The sequence below is a fragment of the Rhizobium johnstonii 3841 genome (assembly GCF_000009265.1).
Taxonomy (GTDB): domain Bacteria; phylum Pseudomonadota; class Alphaproteobacteria; order Rhizobiales; family Rhizobiaceae; genus Rhizobium; species Rhizobium acaciae.
Genome location: NC_008379.1, coordinates 130960 through 152065 on the forward strand (window position 1 = coordinate 130960; position 21106 = coordinate 152065).

Annotated in this window: 14 protein-coding genes and 2 pseudogenes; 8 read left to right on the forward strand and 8 right to left on the reverse strand. The window is 58.6% G+C overall.

Translation table 11 applies throughout. From position 1 onward, the window contains the following. The first annotated feature begins 27 nt into the window (after positions 1 to 27). The 3 genes from RL_RS26515 (at position 28) to RL_RS38200 (ending at position 2833) form a co-directional block, all read left to right on the forward strand. Positions 28 to 1086 (forward strand): alpha/beta fold hydrolase, encoded by a 1059-nt coding sequence (locus RL_RS26515; protein ID WP_028743322.1) that lies wholly within the window; start codon positions 28 to 30, stop codon positions 1084 to 1086. A 173-nt stretch (positions 1087 to 1259) separates the two neighbouring features. Then, the gene (locus tag RL_RS26520) at positions 1260 to 2309 is read left to right on the forward strand and encodes a class I SAM-dependent methyltransferase (RefSeq protein ID WP_028743321.1); all 1050 of its coding nucleotides are present in this window, start codon (positions 1260 to 1262) and stop codon (positions 2307 to 2309) included. Between the two features lie 179 nt (positions 2310 to 2488). Further along, complete coding sequence (locus RL_RS38200) at positions 2489 to 2833, forward strand: YkgJ family cysteine cluster protein (protein ID WP_011649660.1); 345 nt, start codon at positions 2489 to 2491, stop codon at positions 2831 to 2833. A gap of 303 nt (positions 2834 to 3136) precedes the next feature. Here the strand turns inward: RL_RS38200 and RL_RS26525 are convergent, their stop codons facing one another. The 6 genes from RL_RS26525 to RL_RS26550 are packed head-to-tail and all read right to left on the reverse strand — an operon-like array spanning position 3137 to position 10734. Continuing rightward, positions 3137 to 4207 (reverse strand): GDP-L-fucose synthase, encoded by a 1071-nt coding sequence (locus RL_RS26525; RefSeq protein WP_028743320.1) that lies wholly within the window; start codon positions 4205 to 4207, stop codon positions 3137 to 3139. Beyond that, positions 4200 to 5291: a GDP-mannose 4,6-dehydratase gene (gene gmd / locus RL_RS26530; protein ID WP_011649662.1), complete on the reverse strand. Its 1092-nt coding sequence runs from the start codon at positions 5289 to 5291 to the stop codon at positions 4200 to 4202. The genes RL_RS26525 and gmd overlap by 8 nt, the downstream gene beginning before the upstream one ends. Positions 5292 to 5343: 52 nt before the next feature. Next, the gene (locus RL_RS26535) at positions 5344 to 7551 is read right to left on the reverse strand and encodes a GumC family protein (RefSeq protein ID WP_011649663.1); all 2208 of its coding nucleotides are present in this window, start codon (positions 7549 to 7551) and stop codon (positions 5344 to 5346) included. Next, positions 7548 to 8693: a glycosyltransferase family 4 protein gene (locus RL_RS26540; protein ID WP_028743318.1), complete on the reverse strand. Its 1146-nt coding sequence runs from the start codon at positions 8691 to 8693 to the stop codon at positions 7548 to 7550. The genes RL_RS26535 and RL_RS26540 overlap by 4 nt, the downstream gene beginning before the upstream one ends. Continuing rightward, positions 8687 to 9787 (reverse strand): glycosyltransferase family 4 protein, encoded by a 1101-nt coding sequence (locus RL_RS26545; protein ID WP_003549420.1) that lies wholly within the window; start codon positions 9785 to 9787, stop codon positions 8687 to 8689. The genes RL_RS26540 and RL_RS26545 overlap by 7 nt, the downstream gene beginning before the upstream one ends. Then, positions 9784 to 10734 carry a glycosyltransferase family 2 protein gene (locus tag RL_RS26550; RefSeq protein WP_028743317.1) on the reverse strand — a complete coding sequence of 317 codons (951 nt, stop codon included), beginning with the start codon at positions 10732 to 10734 and terminating at the stop codon, positions 9784 to 9786. Before RL_RS26550 ends, RL_RS26545 begins: the two co-directional genes overlap by 4 nt. A gap of 609 nt (positions 10735 to 11343) precedes the next feature. Here RL_RS26550 and RL_RS26555 point away from each other — a divergent pair. Then, on the forward strand, positions 11344 to 12669 hold the full coding sequence (locus RL_RS26555) for an O-antigen ligase family protein (protein ID WP_011649666.1): 1326 nt from the start codon (positions 11344 to 11346) through the stop codon (positions 12667 to 12669). Next, the gene (locus RL_RS26560) at positions 12666 to 14795 is read left to right on the forward strand and encodes a right-handed parallel beta-helix repeat-containing protein (protein WP_011649667.1); all 2130 of its coding nucleotides are present in this window, start codon (positions 12666 to 12668) and stop codon (positions 14793 to 14795) included. The genes RL_RS26555 and RL_RS26560 overlap by 4 nt, the downstream gene beginning before the upstream one ends. A 283-nt stretch (positions 14796 to 15078) precedes the next feature. Here the strand turns inward: RL_RS26560 and RL_RS26565 are convergent, their stop codons facing one another. Further along, positions 15079 to 17316 (reverse strand): choice-of-anchor Q domain-containing protein, encoded by a 2238-nt coding sequence (locus tag RL_RS26565; protein ID WP_041936764.1) that lies wholly within the window; start codon positions 17314 to 17316, stop codon positions 15079 to 15081. Positions 17317 to 17712: 396 nt separating this feature from the next. Between RL_RS26565 and RL_RS40760 the strand changes: the two are divergent. Next, positions 17713 to 17910, forward strand: a pseudogene (locus tag RL_RS40760) (hypothetical protein); the annotation flags it as partial. A gap of 374 nt (positions 17911 to 18284) precedes the next feature. On the opposite strand, the pseudogene RL_RS26570 reads toward RL_RS40760, so the two are convergent. Continuing rightward, a pseudogene (locus RL_RS26570) lies at positions 18285 to 18443 on the reverse strand (transposase); the annotation flags it as partial. 267 nt (positions 18444 to 18710) lie between these two features. On the opposite strand from RL_RS26570, the gene RL_RS26575 reads away from it, so the two are divergent. Both RL_RS26575 and RL_RS26580 read left to right on the forward strand, forming a co-directional pair. Next, on the forward strand, positions 18711 to 19577 hold the full coding sequence (locus RL_RS26575) for a WecB/TagA/CpsF family glycosyltransferase (protein ID WP_011649671.1): 867 nt from the start codon (positions 18711 to 18713) through the stop codon (positions 19575 to 19577). Positions 19578 to 19584: 7 nt separating this feature from the next. Then, a complete protein-coding gene (locus tag RL_RS26580; protein ID WP_011649672.1) occupies positions 19585 to 21078 on the forward strand; it encodes a sugar transferase in 1494 nt (497 codons plus the stop codon). Positions 21079 to 21106 lie beyond the last annotated feature (28 nt).

Genomic DNA, 21106 nt, shown 5'->3' on the forward strand with positions numbered 1-21106 from the left:
GATCTTCGGCTGCGATATTCTCGACCGATGAAACTCAGTCAGACCATACGGTTCTGTACAGCCGAGGACGGCACCCGTATTGCCATGGCGTCTTGCGGGCAGGGTCAGGTGATCCTGCGGGCGGCGCACTGGCTGAGCCATGTCGATTACGATCTCGAAAGCCCGGTGTGGCGGCCGTGGCTCCAGGCGCTGTCCGCCCACAACCGGTTTGTGCGCTACGATCCGCGCGGCTGCGGTCTGTCGGACCGGCATGTCTTTGACCTTTCGGTCGAAGCGTGGCACGCAGACCTTGCCGCCGTGGCAGCGTCGATCGAGGAGCCGCGCTTCGTCCTCCTCGGTCTTTCGCAGGGCGGCGCGCTCGCTATCGCATATGCCCTCAAGTATCCCGAGCGAGTATCGCATCTGGTGCTTTTGAACGCCTATGGTCAGGGTGCCCGCGCCAGAGCTCAGACGGAGGCCGAGCGGCTGGAAGCCGAGACCCTTGTCAATTTCGTTCGCGTCGGCTGGGGACGCGATAATCCGGCGTTTTGCCGGTTCTTCACCAATCTCTTTATCCCCGACGGCACGCCTGAACAGCATCGCTGGTGGGGCGATCTCGAGCGACAAACGGCAACGGCCGACGTCGCTGCACAACTGCTTTGGCAGATGCAGGGGATCGACGTGCTGGACCTTGCGGCGATGCTGCGCGTCCCGACGCTGATCGCACACAGCCGCGGTGACATGCGCGTGCCGTTTGACCAGGGTTGCAAGCTCGCCGCCGCGATTCCGGGCGCGAGCTTCGTGCCGCTTGAGAGCAAGAACCATGTGCTCTTGCCGGACGAGCCGGCGTGGAATGTGTTTCAAACGGAACTTGCTGCCTTTCTCGGGCAGGATCGGTCGGTGCGGCCGCGTGCGGTCAGTGAGGCCGGTCTGACACCCGCCGAGGCCGCCCTTCTCGACCTCGTCGCGGAGGGGCTAGACAACCGCGCGATCGCTGAACGGCTTGGCAAGAGTGCAAAGACCGTCCGAAACCAGCTGTCGGTGATCTTCAGCAAACTCGGCGTGCATAGCCGCTCGCAAGCGATCGTCGTCGCGCTCTCCCGATAGTCCCGCTTCTGCAGGTAGATAGACTTCCTCCGATGCCGATGGGACATGTGTCCCTCCAAGGAGCAGGATTTCTTCGCAGGCGCGGGACAACCACCTCATGCCCGCCGAGACGACAAGCTTCATCCTGGCGTCACGGATGGCAAGACGCCGTCCGAGCACCGGGAGGAAATCACATGACGGAAATCAACGAAACAACGCTCAATGAACTCGTGGGCCGCGTCCTTGGAGATCTTGGTGGAGCGGTCAGCGTGCCGCTGGTCCGGATCGGAGATGCTCTCGGGCTTTACAGGACGCTGAAGGAGATCGGGCCGGTGAAGGCCGACGAATTTGCCGATGCCTCGGGATGCGCACCTCGCTATGTGCGCGAGTGGCTGGCGGCACAGGCTGCCTCAGGTTATGTGCACCATGAGCGAGGATTGTTCTCGCTGACGCCCGAGCAGGCCTTCGTGTTTGCCGAGCCGGACAGCCCGGTCAATCTGATCGGCGCTTTCGATACCGCTGCTGCGATGGTCGAGAACCAGCCGAAGGTGCAGTCTGCCTTCAAAACCGGCCGAGGCGTTGCCTGGGGCGATCAGGCCGGCTGCATGTTCTGCGCCGTCGCGCGCCTATTCCGCCCAGGTTATGTCAATGCCCTTGTGCAGGACTGGCTGCCGGCGCTCGACGGTGTCACCGACAGGTTGAAAACGGGGGCGAAGGTGGCTGACGTCGGATGTGGGCACGGGCTATCAACGATCCTGATGGCGCAGGCGTTTCCCAATTCCCGGTTCGTGGGCTACGACTTCCATCCAGGCTCGATTGCCGCTGCGTCCGCGCACGCCCAGGCACACGGGTTGACGAACCTGCACTTCGAGGTCGGCAGGGCGCAGGATTTCGACGGCCGAGATTTCGATTTGATCACCTGCTTCGACTGCTTGCACGACATGGGCGACCCGAAAGCCGCTGCGGCTCATATCCGAAAGGCGTTAAAAGAGGGCGGCGTCTGGATGGTGGTCGAACCAATGGCCGGAGATACGCTGGAGGAGAACATCAATCCGGTTGGACGGCTCTACTACTCAGCCTCGACGATGATCTGCGTTCCGACCTCGCTCGCGCAGGAGACAGGCCTGGCACTCGGTGCGCAAGCGGGAGAGCGGCGATTGGCCGAGGTGATCCGCTCAGGCGGTTTCACTCATATCCGGCGTGCAGCCCAGACGCCCCTCAACATGATTCTCGAGGCCACCTGAGAGTGTCGTAGCCTCGCGTGAGAAATACATTCCCGGCCCCGTCAGGAAGGTCGACGAGTGCGGCGATTGGCTTGCAGGACAACGCCAGCAGGAGCCTGATGAAGGTGGATGCGCTCGCTCCAGGTTAAGCGCATAGCCGAAGGCTTTGCTCTTGGCGGGCTGTGTGGTAGGAGCGGGCCATGACATCATTGATCGATTTCGATTGCCAAAGCTGTGGAGCCTGCTGCTCCTTTTCGCCGACCTGGCCCAGATTTTCCACCGAAACAGACGCTGCTCTCGATTTGCTGCCGGCGCATTTCGTGGCCGCGAACCAGCAAGGAATGCGTTGCGACGGTGCGCGCTGCTCCGCATTGGTCGGTCGCGTCGGTTCGCAGACATCCTGTCAAGTATACGATCTTCGGCCTGACGTCTGCCGCGCCTGCGTCCCAGGGGATGACGCTTGCTTGACCGCGCGCGCGTTCTTCGGGCTCGGTCAGCCAGGTTTGCCGCCCGGTCACATCGATGCGGAACCGCCAATCAACTGAGGCGGGTTCCGTCCGGCTCCTCTCTTCGCCTGTCGACTTTACTGCAGCGCTTGTCATCCGAAAGTCCAGCCGAAGGTAAGGCCCGGTGGAGCCAGCCGATGTGGACTATCCGCCTAATAGCGCGACAAGCGATATCGGCATTTCGACCGCGAAGAAATCCATTGCCGCACCGATAATCATCACCCACACGACGATCAGGAAAATAAGCGCTGCAATCCTGATTTCTACAGGCTGCATTATTTGCGCCGTCCCAGCATATGTGTCCCCCCGAGACAAAACCCTGTTATCCTTCGTGCAAATTCCCTATGGCGAAGGATGATGCGCAACGGTCGAGAGCGTCGGCGCGTGCGGCGCCGAACCCTTCGCATTCTCGAAACTGATGTCGCTTTGACCGATCAAGTCGCCGGACGTAGCTCTGTCGCTGCGTTCGAGATGATGGCCTTCAAGGAAGGAGCGGTAGGCATCTGCGATGCCCTCCTTGAGACCTATCTTAGGAGACCAGCCGAGAGTGCGAAGCTTGTCGACGCTCAGGAGTTTACGTGGCGTGCCATCTGGCTTGGTGAGGTCGCGCGTGATCTTGCCTTCGAAACCAACGATCTTGGAGACGAGGTATGCCAATTCGAGAATGGTAACGTCTTCGCCACAACCTACGTTCACATGTCTTTCGGCGGAATAGGTCTTCATGAGATGGAGGCAAGCGTCGGCGCAATCGTCAACATGCAGGAATTCGCGCCGCGGCGTGCCGGTACCCCAGACGCATATCTCTTGTTGCCGGTTGATCTTGGCCTCATGTGTCTTGCGTATGAGCGCCGGCATGACATGGCTTGACCCGAGGTCAAAATTATCTCCTGGACCGTAAAGATTGGTGGGCATCGCCGAGATGAAATCTCTACCGTGCTGTTTGCGATAGGCTTGGCAGAGCTTTAATCCGGCAATTTTGGCGATCGCATACCATTCATTCGTGGGCTCAAGCGATCCGGTCAGAAGTGAGTCCTCAACGATCGGCTGATCGGCGAATTTCGGATAGATGCAGGACGAGCCCAGAAACATCAGTTTTTCGACGTGAGTTCCATGGGCTGCGTGGATGACATTCGCCTGGAGAATCAAGTTGTCGTAAAGGAAGTCGGCCGGATAGGTAGAGTTCGCGAGAATACCGCCGACCCTCGCAGCAGCCAGGAAGACAGCATCGGGACGATGCTTATTCATCCAGGCCTCCACCTGGTCCTGCCGTCTGAGATCGACCTCGGCGCGGGTGGCCGTCAAAATCTCGCAGCCTTCGGAAGCGAGACGCCGCACGATCGCAGAGCCCACCATGCCGCGGTGGCCGGCGACATAGACCCTCTTTCCGGCAAGGCTGTAGATTACCTCAGGCATAGGCAAAACCTTTGGTTGCGCCGACCGACGGCACGTTTCGTGCCATGACTTTCAGATCCTCGCGAACCATCTCCGCAACCAGCTGATCAAGACTGGTCTCATGTTTCCAGCCAAGCTTCGTGTGCGCCTTCGTCGGATCGCCGATCAGAAGATCAACTTCAGTCGGACGGAAGTAAGCTGGATCGATCTCCACCACACACCGGCCGGATGTCTTATCGTATCCCTTTTCCTCAACCCCGTTCCCACGCCAATCAATCGGCATGCCCACCTTGGCAAAGGCTTTGTCGACAAAGGAACGAACCGAGTGCGTTTCGCCGGTCGCAAGGACATAGTCCTCCGGTTCGTCCTGTTGCAGCATCAGCCACATGCCACGGACATATTCTCGTGCATGTCCCCAGTCGCGCTTGGCGTCCAAGTTGCCGAGATAGAGCCTTTCCTGCAGCCCAAGATGGATCGCAGCCGCCGCCCGGGTGATTTTACGTGTCACGAATGTTTCGCCGCGGATCGGGCTTTCATGATTGAACAAAATGCCGTTCGAGGCGTGCATGCCATATGCCTCGCGATAATTGACCACAATCCAATAGGCGTAGAGCTTGGCCGCCGCGTAGGGGGATCGGGGGTAGAAAGGTGTCGTTTCGCTCTGCGGGACTTCCTGAACTTTGCCATAGAGCTCTGAGGTGGACGCTTGATAGAAGCGCGTCTTCTTGGTCAGCCCCAGGAGGCGAATTGCTTCAAGGAGCCGAAGGGTGCCGGTTCCATCGGCGTTAGCCGTATATTCCGGCGTCTCGAAAGAGACTTGAACGTGGCTCTGTGCGGCGAGATTGTAGATCTCGTCCGGCTGCGTTTCCTGAACGACGCGGATGAGATTCGTTGAATCGGTCATGTCCCCGTAATGCAGAATAAAGCGAGGATTTTCGACATGGGGATCCTCGTATAGATGCTCGATGCGACTGGTGTTGAAAGACGATGAGCGTCGCTTGAGGCCGTGAACAATATAGCCCTTCTCCAGGAGCAATTCGGCCAAATACGCACCGTCCTGACCCGTTATACCGGTAATCAGCGCGACTTTATTTTCGTTTTTCACTGCGGTCTCCGTAATTTATTTCGACGGAATCAGGCGGACACGCTGTTCGAACTCATGAGAACTCGTGGTACTTCCTCAGTGAGCTCGCAAACAGTTCGGAATCGCTGAAGTTGTACATGGCGTGTTTGTTCGGATCGACGTTATTTATGGCAACGGCAATCTCTGCGTTGCGCGCGGTCTTCAGCTGATGTAGGCAAAACTCTACGGCGCGACGGCTCGTCTTTCCCCATTTTACGACCACCAGCGTTCGTTCTGCTAACGCTGTCAGATGCATCGTATCAGTCGAGGCGAGCACAGGCGCGCTGTCGAAGATGACGATTTGGCCCTGTGAGGCGGCCATCGCGACGATGTCAGCCACATCGGTCAAACGAACGCGCCGATGGAGACTGGCATTGCCAGCCGGGATGAAGTCGATGCCGCTTGGATGGTGATGGATGATGTCCCGCATTCCGGCCTGTCCACACAGGAAATCGTTCAACCCCTGCTTTAGCTCTGATTTGAAAAACGAGTCGAGATTTCCGAGTCTGAGGTCGCCATCGACAAGCAGCACCGGAATCCCGTTGGCGGCGAGATCGATTGCCAGGGATCTGGCGACAAGCGACTTGCCCTCTCCGCTGTGAGCCGACGTCACGACAATACTGTTTGGCAGTTTTCCGCCGTTAGATTGTTTGAGCGAAGTCATGACGGAGCGAATTGCTTCGTCAAACATCCCGCCTTGCATGCGCCCGAAGAGCATCGACGGATCTCCCTGGTCTTTCCGTTTCAGGTGCGGGATGAATCCGGCGGGTACGATGCGCGACATTCCGCCCATCTGGTCGAAGCTGCGGACTGAGTTGTCCAACATCTCGACCACGAAAGCGGCGGTCACCGCGATCGAAATCGAAGCCAAAAGGGCGCCGATCAAATAGAAAAGCCGCCCGCGTCCCTGCGGCGCCAGCGGCACCGCGGCCGGTGACAAAACTTCCAGTTCCGCGCCCGGCAACATGGCTTGCGCAGCCAGGCCACGGCGCTGCTCCTCGAGCTTGTCCAGCGCCGTCTGCTCTTTGTCAGCCAGGCGCTGGAGTCGGGCCAACTCGGTTTGCGCCAGGGCAGAGCGAGCGCGTTTCTCATGAGCAGCCACCAATGCCGACCCGACCGCGTCGTCCTCGTGATCGAGCGCCGCAAGCTTGGCGCGTATCGATTGGAGATATCGATCGGTCGCAAGGCTGAGGTCGGTGCGGGATTTAAGGATCTTGGCGCGCATGTCGACCACGGCTGCGGCTGTGTTGCCATATGTCTCAAGAAGGCGCTCGAGATCTTGCTCCTGCGCCCGAAGCTCGCGTTGCATTGCGCCAATGCTATCGGGAATGACCATATTCTGCAGGACGAGCGAGGGGTCGTCGGTCGCTTCGAGTGCAGATATCGTTGCTCTCGCTTCAGCGCGGCTTTGTTCGATTTTTGTCCGCCGCTCGCCCAGCTCCATTATCGATTTGATCTGTTCAACCTGAGCGTCGTCATTTGAGACGACGTCCATGGTTTCCTGATACTCGTCGGCGGCATCGCGTGCTGCCTTGGCGCGCCCCATCTGTTCGTCGATGCGCAGCAGAATCCATTTTTCTGCTGCGTCCACTCGACCACGCAGGCTGTCCTTGCGCTCTTCGAGGTAGATGCTGATGAGCCGGTTCGGGACCGAAGCGGCCAGTTCGGGTTCGCTCGCATCGAAACCGATCTGAATGACGTCACCCTGGCCATCGCGCCAAACGCGGAGGGCCTTGTAGTACTTCGGGATTATCGGCTCGATGCTGTCCCGTATCGGCAAGGACGGTTTTTCACTATCGACCCAACCGCGCAGCATTGATCGGATCTTGTCGATAGGCGAGATTTCTTGCAGCGCCGGATTGAATTCCGGCCATTCATTGAGCCGCAGGTCGCGGATTACCCGCTCTGCGATGCTTCTGGAAAGAAGCCGTTCGGTTTCAGACGTGGCGTCCAGCGGATCGTTGCGGCCGGACTCGTCGGTGCCGAGCTTTGTCGCCAGAGGCGTGTGGATGATCAGCCGGGACTCGGCATGATAAGTCGGCTTCAATCCAGAAATCACGGTTGCGGCAACCGCCATAAGTACCATGATGGTGGCCATTATCATGACCATCCGTCGCCGGATAAGGCGCAGGCCTGAAGTCAGATCAATTTCGTCCGAACGAGTCTCTACCTGAAGCCGGGGATCGTAGCGCATCGATGAGAGCGAGGTGTTGCGGTCTGGCGGCAGAGTCGAAATAGTCATCGTTCACCAGCCATTGTTTGAGGTTGCGCGGAGATAGCGTCGTAGAGTTTGTCCAGCGATCGCATGTAAGCCTTCATACTGAAATTGTTGAGATAATGAGCACGGGCCTTGGCCGACAGATGGTTGCGGAGTTCCGGGTCGGTGACGAGCTTAGCCAGCGCAGCAGCCAGCGCATCCTTGTCTCCGACAGGTACGAAGACGCCGGTTTCACCGTCGGAGATGACTTCGGCATGCGCGCCGACGCGCGTGGTAACGACGGCGAGCCCATGGGCAAGCCCTTCGACCACAGCCATTGCCAAGCCCTCGGCATGCGAAGGTAAGACCAGGATATCTGCCCGTGTACACAAGGCTCGCGCTTCGTCGGCGCCAAGCCAGCCCGGCATTTTCACCAGATCTGAAAGTCCCATGGCGGCAGCCTGGCGCCGGTAGTCTTCCACAGGTCCGTCGCCTGCCAGCACGGCTCGCCACCGGAGCTCTTTCATGATCGGATGACTTAAGGCGAGCAGAAGCTCCTGAACGCCTTTGCGTTCGCTCAGCCGGCCGAGAAATATGATCAACGGCATCTCGCCGACATGAACATTGCGCGGCCCGGGGTCGGGAACACAATTGCCGATGACGACTACGCGGCGCTCTTCCACGCCGAGAAGCGTCGTGAGCGTCAAGCGGTCGCGCTGGCCCAGGGCCACGACCTGGTCAGCATGTTGGAACATCCGGCGTACAAGCATTTGTTGACGTGGCGAGCGCGCGGCAAAGTCGCTCGCGTAGTCGTAGTCGTGCAGGTGCAATATGTAAGAGCATCCGAGGAGACGGGCAGCCTCGGTCAGGATCAGTTTTCTTGCGGTGCTGCCGCGACCCGCGACATGAATATGGTGAATGCGTGCCGGAGCAATTATCCGGTCCTTCGCTATCATCAAGACGGCGCCGAGCAGTCGCACAGGCGACGCAACAGAGGACCAACGAGGCCCTCTGGTGTCGGTGACGAGGTGTGTTTCGCCGGCCTCCTTCGCCGTGTTCGATATATAGCCGACGAGCCTGCCAATTCCGCCACCGTTTTCGCAACCACCAGGGACGTAGTGGCGGACGGTTGCTGCTGCGTTCCGCGTCGCTACCCGATTCCCATCCGTGAGCGTGTTCATCAGCATGCCTCGACCACCTTGCGATAAACGGCCGCAGCCTGTGCTCCGACCTGTTGAGGCGAATTCGGACCCGTAGCCCATGCGAGCGCGTTGACCCCGAAGCTGCTTCTGAGCTCGTTGTTTTCCGCCAGTGTCCGTATGGCTATCGCCAGTTGTTCCACATCCCCGGGCGGAACCACCATTCCCAGTCCGTTTGGCAGAACGGTGGCTCGCAATTCGCCGACATCAGTCACGATAACCGGTTTGCCAAATGCCGCGGCAAGATTGAGGACGCCGCTTTGAGAGGCTTCCGTATAGGGAAGGACAACGATGTCGGCATCCAGAAAGAGCTGGGCGACCTCCATATCCTCGATAAAGCGGTTGCGAATATCATAGCGGGCGGCGTCCCCCATAAGGGGCTGGAAGATCCGCGGATCATCGCCGCGGCCTGCCACCGTGATGCGTAGATTGGGGAGCAGGTCCTTGAGCATCGCCTCGGCACGGATCAGATGCTCCAATCCCTTGTAAGCAAAAATCCGTCCGAAAAGCAGAACGCGCAAAGTTCCATCTGCGCCGCGCCGCGCCATCTGGTGCCGCCGAGCGAGTTCCGCGTAGCGATGAATGGCGGGATGCGACAGGACATGGACACAATCAGGCGATTTTGAATATCGCTTGAGGACCATTTGTTTCAGCCCTTCGCCATGGACGACGACATGACCCGATTGCCGCACCATCAATTGAGGAGCCCAGGCTGGCAGCGTGCGGGTGTCGGAATCGCCGGGATGCACTTCCACGTCATGGACGGTGGTCACGATCGGGATCGGGCGCCAGAACGGCGCGGCAAAGTTCAACCAGAGCGTCGAGTTGCTCAGAAGGTGAATGACGTTCGGTCGCTCCTGCCGGATAAGACGCGTGAGTTGGTGCAGGAACCAGGGATTGGAGAGCGAGCGGTGCCTTGGCCAGTCCATGAGGTGCAGATCGACAGCCGGATCGATCCATGAAGCAAGGTGTGCGTAGCGCCGGCGCGGAACCGCTAGGACGACGTGCGCATGTCGCGCAACGCCGCTAGCGAAGGAGATGGTGTAGTCTTCCAGTTCGGAAACCAGCAGCAGCGCCTTCATCCCGCTGCCTCCGACACGCCGACATCCTGGCCAAGTCGGGGCAAGTCGTAGGCTGTGCGCAATGCATCACGCGTCCGCCTCAGAAAGTTTGGTTCTCCGGCGAAAAAGAGCCCTTCCACAGCAAGGCTGAACCGGGTGCGTGTATCGGCGCCCTGCAGCCTGGCTGAGGCCACCCGGTACGGATAGTGATCAGTCAGACGCAGCCTTCCCGCCAGATCGTGCGCGGAAAGAAACCGGTTCGTCGCTTCAACGGTAGCCTGCCAATGGGCCATCCGCTTCCGCAGCATGGCGGCGTCATCGACTGGCCGATACCAATTATTGTTGTGAATCCGATAGAACCCGAGTGGATCCGACAAGGCGACAACGCTCCCCAGAAATGGATAGATGCCTGTGAGCCAGGCATCGGCAGACATGCGGAACTGCTCGGGAATATCCCCCGCAACATCCCACGCGCTGCGTCTTACAGCGACGGCTGATGTCATCGGAAAGGGCCACCAACCAGCCGATCTGGCGAGCCGTGGCGGCAAATTTCCTGAACACAGGGTTCGAGGGATTGGCTTGAAGGCTGGTGAGCCATCGGTCCGCGTTGGCTGAAGTCGGTGATAAACAAGCGATGCCTGAGGATTGGAGTGGAAAGCAGCGGCTGTTGCCGACAGCTTGCCTGGCGCCCACCAGTCATCGGCATCAAGAAAACAGAGGATGTCGCCACTGCTTAACTTCACAGCAGCATTTATGGCGGCGGCCTGTCCCTGGTTCTCCTGGAAGAGCACCTTCACCCGCTTGTCATAGCCGTCGAGAACAGAGCGCGACTGGTCGCTCGAGCCGTCGTCGACGACGATTATCTCGACATTGGACGGCTGTTGGCTCAAGGCGCTGTCAATTGCCCGGGCAACGAAGCGACCGTAGTTGTAGTTATTGATTAGGACGCTGATTGCAGGCCGCTCCATGACACCCCTCAAGCGCGTCGCTGGGCGACACGTCGGTGCGCCGGAGTTGCGAACGCTCGCGCGTTTGGCAGCGCGAATTGATGGAAGGAGTTCTGCTCGACCAGGATCTCGCCTTGAGCCGGTAGGGTCACCGCCGACAACGCCGCAACGCGTGACGCTCCCTTTATATAACGTACAAAACCAGGACCATGACGCAGAACCATTGCAATCCCAACCCTTCTAAGCGTCACCTGCCAACAGCCGGCTGCGCCAGAATTATTGCCTCGCTTCACCGGAAACTGTGGCTCAGCGCGACGTGCTTCGCGGTATGCTTTCATCGTCAAGCTACCGGTGATTGGTCACCGGTGACATCTCCTCTTATGGGCAATGTCGTAGGCCCCAGCACCAACTTTTGGGGGAGGGGTAGACGGTAGGCTTAATCCAAACAACGTCCTTGGATGGTGGGTATGGACGTTAGGCTTAGCCCCGCCTTCGTTTGCGTTGGTTGACCGGGGATGTGGCGGGATGATTGTTCGTTGGTAAGCAGCGCAGCTATGAAAGGGGACCCATGTCTTTCCAAATTGCCGCGATCAACAGCCTCTCATCTGTCCAAGCAAGTCGGGACGACTAATGAGAGCGTATACGCTTAGAATAGCGAATGGGCCGACTGTCAGTTGGCGAGCGATAGAGTGCTGGGGCGCCGGCCTATGCCTTTTTCTTCAGACAGGCGCGCTTTTCCCGCTCATGCTGGCGGATGCCGACGGAGGCCTTAGCGATCATGCCAGGTCTATATTGCGTCTGCTTTGTTTACCCGTATACGGGTTTACATTGCTGATGCTGGCGCGAAATTTTCCGCAATTCATCACAGCGCTCAAGCGAAATTGGCTTGTCCCCCTGATGGTCGCCATGCCCTTCGTGTCTGTCTTCTGGTCGGTTGGCCCGTCGACGACTTTCAGGCGTGCCATCGGCCTGCTCTTCACCGTACTTCTGGCTTATGTATTGGCGTTACGCTTTACACCGAGGCAGTTGCTTCTCGTTGCATTTGCGACCTTCGGAACATGTATCGTCCTCAGCCTGTTGCTTCTTGTGGTGTCGCCGGGGCTCGCTCGCATGCCCGCGGACAGCGCGGTGCGCGGCATATTCATCCACAAGAACAGCCTTGGTTGGTACGCCGGCATGATGATACTGGTGTCGACCGCCGTCGTAATGGACGGCAACCGAGGTTTGCGGCGAACCGCTTTGATCTTGCTGATGGCGGGCGGGGCTTGTCTCTTCCTTTCCGGATCGATGACCGCGACAATTGCGACGGTATCGGCATTTTGCCTGATCGGGTTCTACTCCATGTTGCAGCGAATCCGTGGCATCGGTCGCATCGTCTTCATCCTGTTTTTCGTTCAAATGTTCGTCGGGATCCTCCTTTTGCTTCACGAATTCCTGGTCCCATTTCTTGAGGCGCTGGGCAAGGATGCCACTTTGACGGGCCGAGTGCCTTTGTGGGAGCTGGTCGATGGTCAGATCGCCGATCATCTGCTGCTCGGCTTCGGCTACCAGGCGTTTTGGACAGAGGCGAATCCCGAAGCCTGGATTATCTGGTCAAAGATCCAATGGATGGCTCCCCACGCCCATAATGGATTCCGCGATACGCTGCTGAGCTTCGGAATAAGCGGAATGACTTTGTTCGCTCTGATGCTTCTGCAGGCACTCCGCCAAGGGGGGGCCCTCCAATGCGGGGACCCGCGTTATGGCTGGCTCTGGCTGAACGTCTTCACGGTTGTGGTTTTGGTGATGAACCTGACCGAGACGATCTTCCTGATTCAGAATGACGCGATTTTCATTCTGTTCACAACAGCCATCATCATGTTCTCTCTATACAAGCCTGTTGTTGTTTCGACGGCTCCCGGCCGGCAATTTCGAGCACCGGCCCGCAGCAGAACGGCGGAGCTGCAAATCTCATGAGGCTGCGCTTCGCACCGATCTTGAGCATTTTGCTTGCGATGCTCTTTCCGCAGCCGGGCAAGTTGGCCTCGGTGAGCCCGAACGCAGATGCGCCCGACAGACTGCAGACGGCGGTCAGGGAGGCAACTTGCGCGGAAGCCTCGCCGGCGACCTTTTCGGACAAGCTGAAGGGGACTTCACTGAGCAATATATTGACCGGAGCATCTGCGGCCCGGGCAGTATTCTATGTCTCTCCCGATGGCAAAGACACCTGGAGCGGGGACCTTCCTAAAGCAAATTCTCGGCGTACAGACGGTCCTTTTGCCAGTATTGAAAGAGCGCGGGATGCTGCGCGCCAGAAGGGCGGCCAGAATACGATCGCAATGGGCAATGGGAATTACTATCTCGCTGAACCGATAGTCTTCGATGCTCGCGATGCGGGACTGATCATCGCGGCGAGATGCAACGAGGCGCCGGTTCTGCACGGCGGCCCGATTGTGCACAATTGGACGGCGCAGGCCGATGGTCGCTGGAAGGCGTCACTGAAGCTGCCTGCGGGCCGGGATGTGGGCGATCTTTTCGTCAGCGGCGCGCGCCAGACGCGGGCTCGCTTTCCCAACGCTCCACTCGATGGAGACCCGCGCAAAGGGTGGCTTTTCGCGGCTAAGTGCACGCAGGACGACGATATATGGCATGGTAACACGCGCTTTTGCTTCCATGCCGGCGATCTTCCGATATCAAAAAATGCAGCAGGGCTTGTCGCCCACATCGTAGGTGGTTTTCACCCCGGCAGCCAGTGGGGCAGTGACACTCTCCCAGTGGCTTCAATCGACACCGCGAACCGAGCGATAAATACCCAAGGCACCAGCTATTTCTTCACCGCAGAAGGCAGCCGCTATTTCCTGACCGGGGCGGCGGCGCTGCTCGATGCGCCCGGGGAGTGGTGGTATGACCGCGCCAAGAGTCAACTCGATTATATCCCGACCGATCGACTACCAACCAGTTCTACGGCTGTCGCCGGCATCCTGCCGACCTTCTTCAGGCTGGATGGGGCCGACGGGATGGTTGTATCGGGGCTCCAGTTTCGGGATGGGGATCCGCAGGGTAGCGGCAAGTTCGGCACCGACACCAGAAGCTTTGGGGCCATACGGCTCGATCACTCGGACGGCGTCCGGCTGCTCGGCAACTCGATCGACAATGTCGGCGTCGGCATCCATGTTTCCGAGAGCAAAGATGTCCTGATTGCCGGCAACGTGATTGGAGATGTGGCTGGCAATGGGATTTACGTTGGCACGACCTATGGCAGCTTCGGCAAATCCGACGGAGCCAGAATCCTGTCGAACCATATTCATGACATCGGAAGGGTCTACTTTGAAACCGCGGGGATATGGTTCCAGGCGGCCGACAATATCAGGATCGCCCATAACCTGGTCGAAAATACTGCGCAGTTCGGTATCGCCGGCGGCTCATTGTGGGGAGCACAAGACGCAGTCCACGACGCAGTCATCGAACATAACGAGATCCGCAATGCCAATCAGCAGACGGCAGATGGCGGTGCCATCAAGCTGATGGGTGAGCAGGCGGACCTCCTGAACAGCAGTATCCGTTACAATGTAATCACCGGGACAGGTCAACTTATGAACAGGGCCGATGGGACGTTTTGGCCTTTCGGATATGAAAATATCAATGAATGGCCGACTCCCATCAGTTGGGCGATCTACACCGATGGCAAGGCCAGTGGTGTGCGCATCGAAGGAAATACGCTCTCGGACAATATATCGGCGATCGGCATCAACGGCGGCTGGAGCAACTTGGTGACGGGAAACGTCATCACGCGCGGATCAGGGGCGGCTTTTCGCGTTGATGACGGTACCGGCAGGGGCTGGCGTCCGCCATGGGCACGTCCCAATCGTATCGAGAGCAATATCGTGTCGATCGACAGTAGTAACGGGCTTGCAGCCTATGTCTACGCTCCTGACCATGGGCCTGGATACGTGCAGTTCGCGCATAACCGCTACACCGGCAATTTGAACGACAAGAGCTTCCGAATACATCCGAGCATCATGCCTTCGGGAGAATTTGGCAGTTTACAGGATCTTCAGAAGGCTGGGGCGGACACCGAAAGCGTAGTCGCGCCGTCCGAGTAACAAAGGGCGCGGCAATGGTTAGGGATTCCCGGGCTGGAGCAACTCAGATTCAACACTGACTTTTGGAGGTCGGTGATGGATGCGACGCACTTCGCCGGGTGGGACCAGGGCAAACGTGGTCCCCGGCGATATAGGCGATCCAGGGCAAAGGCTTCTCCGTTGCGGCACGAGTGGCGTCAACGGAGAAGGTGGGCGGGACTTTCGTGCCGGCAAGAGGAGGAGACACGATTGCCCGTGACGCTGTAGTTAGGCCCGCCGCCTGAAAGGCGACGGGCCGAGCCGGTTAGACAAGCAGGAAATCTTTGAAGTGAAGTGCTGCGGAATTATCGAGATCCGCGACATGGACGGCCGCGCCCGCTGCGCTTCCATCCGCGTCATAGGATAGATAGCCGCTCTTCTGATCGTAGATCAGCTTATCATCGGCCTCGAGCGCCTTCGTTCCCAGAACGAAATTCTCATCCGAAAATCCGGATAGGCTGAGCGCGGCGAAAATCGAATGATCGAGCATCAGCTTGTCGCCCGCCGCAGAGGAAAAATCCCGGATATGGTCGACGCTGATATTGTCGGGCTTCATATTGAAGACGAAGGTATCGCCGCCGCCGCCGCCGGTCAGAATGTCCGCGCCGGCTTTCCCGATCAGCTTGTCGTTGCCGAGTCCGCCGTTCAGCTTGTCCGCGCCGGCCCCGCCATCGAGAACGTTGCTGCCGCTATTTCCGGTCAGCACGTCGTTGTAGCTGGAGCCAGTCACGTTTTCGATGCTGACGAACTTGTCGCCGGTGGCATGGCCGCCCGATGCGGCCCCAGTCGCCAAGTTGACGTTGACCGCGCCGGAGCCCGCATAGCCGGCCGTGTCGTTGTCGGCACCACCATTGATGACGTCCCCGCCGGCGCCGCCGCTGAGCTTGTCCGCGCCAGCCCCGCCATTGAGAACGTTGCTGCCGCCATTGCCGCCGGTCAGCACGTCGTTGTAGCTGGAGCCCGTCAAGTTTTCGACGCTGGCGATCTTGTCACCGGTGGCTTGCCCGCCCGATGCGGCTTTAGTCGCCAAGTTGACGTTGACCGCGGTGGAGCCCGCATAGCTGGCCGTGTCGTTGCCAGTGCCGCCGTCGAGCACGTCCGCGCCGGCGCCGCCCTTCAACACGTCACTACCGCCGAGACCCTTGAAGGTTTCGTTGCCGCCGTTGGACTGACCGGTGTGTGGCAGGATGTCGTTGCCGTTGGTGCCGATGAATTCCTTAGTCGGCGCGGTTGGCGTCCCCGGTTGCGTCGGCGTCGTCGGCGTGGTTGGCGTGGTTGGCGTCGTCGGCGTGGTTGGCGTTCCCGGTGCCGCGCTGGAGCCCGATTCGTAGGCACCCATATCGACAGTTCCAACGACGCGAGCGTGGCCGTCCAGATCGACCGAGGCGACGCCGTACTTGCTGGTTCCGCCGTCGATCGCCGACGAGCCGGAGCCGAGGTGGAAGTTGTCGCTCGATGCCCCCGCGAATTTCGGGTCGACGCCGAGCTTGTTGCCGTTCGCCGCGCTCGGCATCGCGTTGCCGCCGTCGGTCTTGACCGATGCCTGGCCGGCCGTGCCGTTGTAGGTGATGTTGTTGGCCCAGACGACGTTAGTGTTCTTGTAGCTGTCGGTCGACGTGTTATCGATCGCGGTGTTGTTCTTGTTCAGCGATGGGTCCGCCACGGCGATGTTGTTGACCCAGGTGTTGTTGCTCGACGCCGAGTTGCTGAGCTCGCCGCGCCAGGTGCCGCTGTTCGCCGGGTCCTGATTGTTGTGGTATGCGGTGTTGTTTTTCACCGTGACGGAGTCGCTCCAGGTAACCTGGATGCCTTTGCCGCCGTTCTCGTAGACGAGGTTGTTCTCGACCAGGGTCTTGAACGTGTAGTTCGGATGACCGCTCGTCTGCGTGCTCTGGAAATCGTCGATGATGATGCCGTTGCCATCGGTGTGCGCACCCGACTTGGTGACGTTGTCATGCGAGATGTTGTTGCGCACGATCGTCCGGTAGCCGTCCGTCGAAGTATCGCCGGTGATGTTCCGGTTCTGGTAGATCGAGATACCCGAGAACCAGCCCGTCGATGCGTTATTGTAGGTCTCGTTCCCTTCGATTTTGATGAAGTCCGACTGGTTGAACTGGATGCCGGACTCGCCGCTGCCGTGGACCTTGTTGTTGAGAACTGAGATGTGGTGGGCGTTGTTCGCTTCGATGCCGTCGCCTTTGGCGCCGCCGATGTCAAAGCCGTCGATTGTCACGTAGTTGGCGTTGACACTGATCGCGTTCCACGAGCCCGCGGGCGGCCGGATCAGCGCCCCGCCGGGCACTTCCGAGCGCAGCGTGATGTCGGCTGCCGCCGAGCCGTCCTTGTCGATGTTAATAGCTTCGTTGTAGGTCCCCGCCCGCACCACGACCTCGTCGCCGGGCTTAAGGTTCGCCGACATCGCCTCGCTGATCGTGCGAAAGGGAGAGGAGGTGCTGCCGTTACCGCCGTTGCTGCCAGTCGTCGCTACGTAGTATGTTGTCATGGTCGTGTTCCTCAACCCCCGCCCGTTAATATTTGTGGTTAATCCAGCGCTACGGCGGCAGGTTATAGGGCGACATTTTTGAGGGCGCAACAGCAACGAGACAGTAAGTGCTTGAGAAGCATAGCCTTATTGCTGCCACAATATCCGAATCGATCCAAAGTTACGTTTTGAAATATTTGGTGAATTTCGCGTCGCGCAAAATGTGGCAGTTTTAATATCTCGCTTGCCGCGAGTTATTCTTTCTGCAACCAGGGCGACATGCATGCATTGAAAACTTTAGAAAAACCTGATGGGCGTGGCTGGATTGCTCCCGCCAAATGCGGAATCGACATTTTTTTTCCGAATTCGGCAATTTTGGGCAACATCGCCTTAAGATTGGTGCTGATCGAGATGGTAATGGGAGGTCGACCGTATCGATTCGACCAACCCGTTGACCAGCATTTCAAGCGCAACCGCTTTCCCGCCGAGATCATCGGGCATGCTGTGTGACGACACTTTCCGTTTCCGCTGAGCCTGCCTTATGTCGACAATCTGCTTGCCGAGCATGGTATCGATGTCTCGTTCCAGACCGTGTCTGAGTGGGCGACCAAGTTCGACCGCTGGTGTGAGACCTCGGAAAGGCTCTAGATCGGCAGCCGGGGAAGTCCCTCTCTATGGAATCCAGCTTGCTCCGTCGGCTGACCCTGCTTGGATCGATCCGGTGTGCAAGATGCATGCACCATATTCATCTCATAAGCAGGCCGCTCCGCAGGGTCCCTGGTTTTTCTCGCCGCGTTGTAAAGAAGCATATCGACGGTTGCCGCAGACCTATGAGTTGCCCCAGTCGCAGTAAACGGATGGGGGCAACTGTTTAACTCGGATGGCAACGGTGATGGCCGCCGCTTCGATCTTGCTCTGCATCCGGCAGTCCCGGTAGAAGATCAATGGTAGCGGACGCTTCGCCTCCCTAGAGCGTGGCGACGATTTAACTATTTGAGCCACATTGCGATTGCCGCGAGCTTGGCCCATCCCATGACGTTCACGAGCAGTTTGTCGTATCGGGTTGCGGCGCGTCGAAACTGTTTGAGCTTGCCGAAGAAGCGCTCGATGCGATTGCGCTCCTTGTAGAGGTCTGCGTCGTGGGCGCGCTGCACTTTCGGTTGCGCTTTGGCGCGATGACGAGCTGCTTTCGGCTTTGCCGAGATCAAACCGCTCTTTCGGGACGGCGCTCATCAAAAAGAGCAGCCTGGCAAGCAGTGGGGGTACATCGCCTTACTTCGAATATGTAACCGATCTCGGCGTAAGACGTAGAAACATGAAGTGTCTTCTACGTCCAATAGTTAGAGCCGCAAGTATGGAGGCAATCGTCTTGGCAGCATATTCTGATGACAGTTTAGATCGCGAAAGCGTGGGTCATGAGAAAGCAATCAGCAGACAGAAGCCAAGATTCAGTTCTCAATCAAACGAGTTCTTTGGAGTGTATTAATGTCCTTGGTGTTCGCATCTCGGCAGTTAATCTCAAAAGCGCGACTGGATTTATTCAAAAAGCGATCGAAGACGGCAGGAAGGAATATGTGTGCGTTCGCGACGCGCACGGCGTGGTCCGGTGTCAAGATGATCCCGAACTCCGGTCGATACACAACCGGGCTTTCCTCGTAACACCCGATGGCATGCCGTTGGTATGGGCATTGAAGCGTGCCGGTCATGCGGAAAGCGACAGGGTCTATGGACCTGACTTGATGTTATCCGTTTTCGATGCTGGCAGCTCCAAGGGCTTGCGCCACTTCCTTTATGGCGCAACGGCCGAAACGCTCGAACAGCTGCAGGCGCGCCTTCTCGCAAAATTTCCGCAAGCACGGATCGTCGGCTCCTATGCGCCACCTTTTCGCAAACTGTCGACGCGGGAGGAAACGGAGATTGCTGAACAGCTCAATCGATCGGGCGCCGACATCATCTGGGTCGGGCTGAGCAGTCCCAAGCAGGAGCTCTGGATGGCGCGCATGCGCGATCGTCTGGAAGCATCGATGCTCATCGGTGTCGGAGCCGCATTCGATTTCCACGCCGGCCTCAAGCGGCAGGCTCCAAGGATCATTCAAAGAAGCGGCTTCGAATGGGCGTTTCGTCTTTTATGCGAGCCGCGACGGCTGTGGCGGCGCTATGCGGTCGTCGTACCGACCTTCATCTCACTGACGGCATTCCAGAGACTGGGGCTTCGGAAGTTTCCGATCGAAGACGCGGTTTTTGGATCAAGCGCGCCAAAAGCAGCAACCGCAAAGGTGTAAAGCCATCATGTCCTTATTTGCGTCGCCAGCAATGACACCGAGTCCGTCGAAGGCATCCACATCAAATGACATGACGTCGCGGGCGATTGCGGCAGGTTCTGTGCCGCCCATAGCAGCTAAGACCGCCGATTCGTTTGACCGGGCAGGGCTGGATATGCCCGTCGCACTACGGCGTCGGCTTCCTCGGCTTGCAACCTCGTCCTTCCTGGTCGCCGGCGACATTGCAAGCTATTTGGTTGCCTATTTTGTTGTCCTGTCCTTTTTCCCAAGTGGTTTGGAGGGCACGCTGGCGGCGCGTACGTTCACGATCGCAGCACTCGCCGCGATTATTCTTTACGCATCGGCCGGCCTCTATCCTGGATATCGGTTGCATGACCACGAACATCTGCGGCGGCGCACTGTAGCTGCCGTCAAGGTGGCTGTCCTGGCGGCGTTTGGGGCAGTTATCCTGCCGGAGGGGGAACGACTGCTGCTTGCCATCATTGGGTTCCTCGCTCTCGGGCTGATTGTTCAGCCATTTGTGCATTGGCTTGCACGGGGCCTGTGCTGGAAACTTGGAGTCTGGGGGGAGCGCGCGGCTGTCATAGGGGGGGGCAACCTTACTCCCGCTCTCGTGGCCCATTTCAAGAACCACTGGCAGTATGGCATCAGGCCGGAGGCCATTTCCTCCGATAATTTGGAGGCATTGCCCGATGGCGGGCCATGCATTGCCGTGATTGCGGGCGACAGAGGCGCGCTTGCACCCGATTTGGCCGCTATGCGTCGGAAGTTCGCCGAAGTCATTTTGCTGTCCGATACGCCGAGCCTCAAGGTAAGCGGATTGCGACCTGCGGATGTCGGCGGAGAAATCGGTATTCGCCTCACCAATAGTAGGAGTTCAGTGAACTCGGACCTGGTTCGCCGGATCCTCGATCTCGCAATCGCCATCCCTGCATCGATCGTCGTCGCGCCATTCATCGCGATTGCAGCGGCCGCAATCTATGCCATCGATCCAGGCCCCGTCTTCTTCCGGCATACCAGGGAAGGGCTGTCCGGCAAGCCGGTGCACGTCCTGAAATTGAGGACGATGTATCAGGATGCAGAACAGCGCCTTGAAGCAGTCTTCCGAGATGACCCTAACATGCGCGCCGAGTGGTTGAGCCACTTCAAGCTCAAGGACGATCCGCGCGTCCTTCCGGTTATAGGACATATGCTGCGCGCTTCGAGCATCGACGAGTTGCCGCAACTGGTGAACATCATTGCGGGGCAGATGGCCTTCGTCGGACCGCGTCCGTTTCCAGAATATCACCTCTCAGCGATGGATAGTGAATTTCGTGACAAGCGGCGTTCGGTAACACCGGGGCTGACGGGCCTCTGGCAGATATCCGAACGAAGCAATGCGGATATCGAACTGCAGCAGCAACTCGACGAGTTCTACATCGACAACCGGTCTCTGTGGTTCGACTGCCAAATTATTCTCAGCACAATCCCTGCGGTCTTCAAGCGCAGGGGAGCCTACTGACCATCCTCGCCTCCGCGAGGCAACCATC

Coding starts and splice junctions, on each gene's coding strand:
- RL_RS26560 (WP_011649667.1), top strand. CDS start 12,666: ATGAGGCTGCGCTTCGCACCGATCTTGAGCATTTTGCTTGCGATGCTC.
- RL_RS26515 (WP_028743322.1), top strand. CDS start 28: ATGAAACTCAGTCAGACCATACGGTTCTGTACAGCCGAGGACGGCACC.
- RL_RS26550 (WP_028743317.1), bottom strand. CDS start 10,734: ATGGAGCGGCCTGCAATCAGCGTCCTAATCAATAACTACAACTACGGT.
- RL_RS26535 (WP_011649663.1), bottom strand. CDS start 7,551: ATGACTATTTCGACTCTGCCGCCAGACCGCAACACCTCGCTCTCATCG.
- RL_RS26580 (WP_011649672.1), top strand. CDS start 19,585: ATGTCCTTATTTGCGTCGCCAGCAATGACACCGAGTCCGTCGAAGGCA.
- RL_RS26565 (WP_041936764.1), bottom strand. CDS start 17,316: ATGACAACATACTACGTAGCGACGACTGGCAGCAACGGCGGTAACGGC.
- RL_RS26525 (WP_028743320.1), bottom strand. CDS start 4,207: ATGCCTGAGGTAATCTACAGCCTTGCCGGAAAGAGGGTCTATGTCGCC.
- RL_RS26555 (WP_011649666.1), top strand. CDS start 11,344: ATGAGAGCGTATACGCTTAGAATAGCGAATGGGCCGACTGTCAGTTGG.
- RL_RS26545 (WP_003549420.1), bottom strand. CDS start 9,787: ATGAAGGCGCTGCTGCTGGTTTCCGAACTGGAAGACTACACCATCTCC.
- RL_RS38200 (WP_011649660.1), top strand. CDS start 2,489: ATGACATCATTGATCGATTTCGATTGCCAAAGCTGTGGAGCCTGCTGC.
- RL_RS26575 (WP_011649671.1), top strand. CDS start 18,711: ATGAGAAAGCAATCAGCAGACAGAAGCCAAGATTCAGTTCTCAATCAA.
- RL_RS26520 (WP_028743321.1), top strand. CDS start 1,260: ATGACGGAAATCAACGAAACAACGCTCAATGAACTCGTGGGCCGCGTC.
- RL_RS26540 (WP_028743318.1), bottom strand. CDS start 8,693: ATGCTGATGAACACGCTCACGGATGGGAATCGGGTAGCGACGCGGAAC.